At 73.0% G+C, this 2,136-nt stretch carries 2 protein-coding genes; both read left to right on the forward strand.

All coding sequences use genetic code 11. The features are described 5' to 3' along the window. Nucleotides 1-1,217 (forward strand): type VII secretion-associated serine protease mycosin (mycP, locus tag DQP56_RS23990; RefSeq protein ID WP_205868973.1); only part of this gene is annotated, 1,217 nt, incomplete at its 5' end. After that, nucleotides 1,214-2,136: type VII secretion protein EccE (eccE, locus tag DQP56_RS23995; RefSeq protein ID WP_112689570.1), on the forward strand; the 923-nt coding region annotated here is incomplete at its 3' end. The genes mycP and eccE, both read left to right, overlap by 4 nt.

Genomic DNA, 2,136 nt, shown 5'->3' on the forward strand with positions numbered 1-2,136 from the left:
GCGCCGGGGGTGAATTTTATGGGCAGTTCCCGCACCGCGTAGACCTGCCCGCGGCGTGGCAGTTCTCCCGCGGCGAGGGCCAGACGGTGGCCGTCATCGACACCGGCGTGCGTCCGGGCCCGCGGCTGCCGGCGGTGGACCCGGGCGGCGACTACCTGGGCACGACCGACGGCCTGACCGACTGCGACGGTCACGGAACACTGGTCGCCGGGATCATCGCCGGCCAACCCTCGCCGGAGGGCCAGGATGGTTTCACCGGGGTGGCCCCCGCGGCGCGACTGCTGTCGCTGCGTACCGCCTCGGCCTCGGTCACGCCGCGGTCGGCTGGGGACGACCCCCGAACGACCCGGCTGGTCACCGACATCACCGCGCTCTCGCGGGCCATCGTGCACGCCGCCGACCTCGGCGCCCGGGTCATCACCATCTCGACCACCACCTGCCTGCCGGCCGACCGCAACGTCGACCAGACCGCCCTGGGCGCGGCGTTGCGCTACGCCGCGGTGGAGAAGGATGCGCTGATCGTGGCTGCTGCCGGCGACAGCGGGCAGACCGGGTCGATCGGCGGTGGCGGTGAGGCGTGCGAGTCCAATCCGCTCACCGACCTCAGCCGGCCGCACGACCCGCGTAATTGGACGGGTGTCACCTCGCTGTCGGTGCCGTCGTGGTGGCAGCCCTACGTGCTGTCGGTGGCGTCGCTGTCCTCGAACGAGCAGCCGTCGAGCTTCACCATGGCCGGACCATGGGTCGGCGTCGCCGCGCCCGGGGAGGGCATCGTCTCGGTCAGCAACCGCGACGACGGCGGTCTGGCCAACGGTCTTCCCGGCAACCAGGGCAGGCTGGTGCCGCTCACCGGAACCGGCTACGCCGCCGGCTACGTCGCAGGCGTGGCCGCGCTGGTCCGCAGCCGCTACCCCGACCTGAACGCCATGCAGGTGGCGCACCGGATCGTCGCCACCGCCCACAACGGCGCCCGCGCGCCGTCGGCTCTGGTGGGTGCCGGGACCGTCGACGCGGTGGCCGCCCTGACGTGGGAACTGACACCGGTCGTGGATCCGGCTTTCTCACCGTCGAAGAAACTGTCCCCCCCGCCGGCCCCGCAACCGGAGGACCCGGCGCCGCGCATCGTCGCCTTCGCCGGAACCGCGCTGCTGGGCGGGCTGGTCGTCGCCGTCGGCGCCGCAGCGGCCGCCCGCCGACGAAAGGAAAACCAGCTGTGAGCCCGTACCGTTCCACCATCCCCCGGCCCGGTCCGGCCAGAATCGCACTGGTTCTGCTCGCCGTCGTGCCGGCACTGCTGGCCTACCCCTGGCCGACCCCCCGGGACCGCTGGGTGCTCGCCGTCGGGGTCGCGGTGGCGATCCTGCTGCTGAGTTGGTGGCACGGCCTGCACCTGACCACGATCGTCCGGCGGCGGCTGGCCATGTTGCGTTCGAGCCTAGGCGCACACACCGACCGGCGAGCGGTCTCTGGGGCGCGGGCGACGTCGGCGCTGCGGATCACGGCCGCGGCCGCCGGGGACACGTTGCCGCTCTCGGTGATCGCCGGCTACGTGAACCGGTACGGTCTGCAGGCCGACGCCGTGCGCATCACCAGCCGCGGCACCCGGCCGGAAGGTGGTGCCGATGAAACCGACACCTGGATCGGTCTGACCTTCTCGGCCGCACCGAATCTGGCTGCACTGCAGGCCCGCTCGCCGGCGATCCCGTTGCAGCGCACCGCTGACATCGCGGTGCGTCGGCTCGCCGACCATCTCCGTGAGATCGGTTGGGACTCCACCCTTGTCGCCGCCGACGAGATCCCTCCGCTGATCGACTCGGGCGCGCGGGAGACGTGGCGGTCGGTGGTTGACGGCTCAGGTGATCACGTTGCCGCCTACCAGATCGCCATCGACGCGGCACTGGGGGACACGCTGAGCCGGATCCGGGCCTCGAACGCCGGGGAGACCTGGACGGTACTGGAATTCGCCGACGACGGTGGCCGGCGGACCGTCGCGGCCGCGTGCGCGCTGCGTACCGGTTCGGCGCCCGGCGGCGCGGCCCCGCTGGCCGGCCTGGTTTCCGAGCAGGGCAAGCACCGCAGCGCGCTGCTGGGCCTGCTCGGAAACCAGGCCGGCGCGGGTGCGCTGGTCGCCGACGC

The organism is Mycolicibacter senuensis (genome assembly GCF_003284925.1).
In the GTDB taxonomy this organism is placed as follows: Bacteria; Actinomycetota; Actinomycetes; order Mycobacteriales; family Mycobacteriaceae; genus Mycobacterium; species Mycobacterium algericum_A.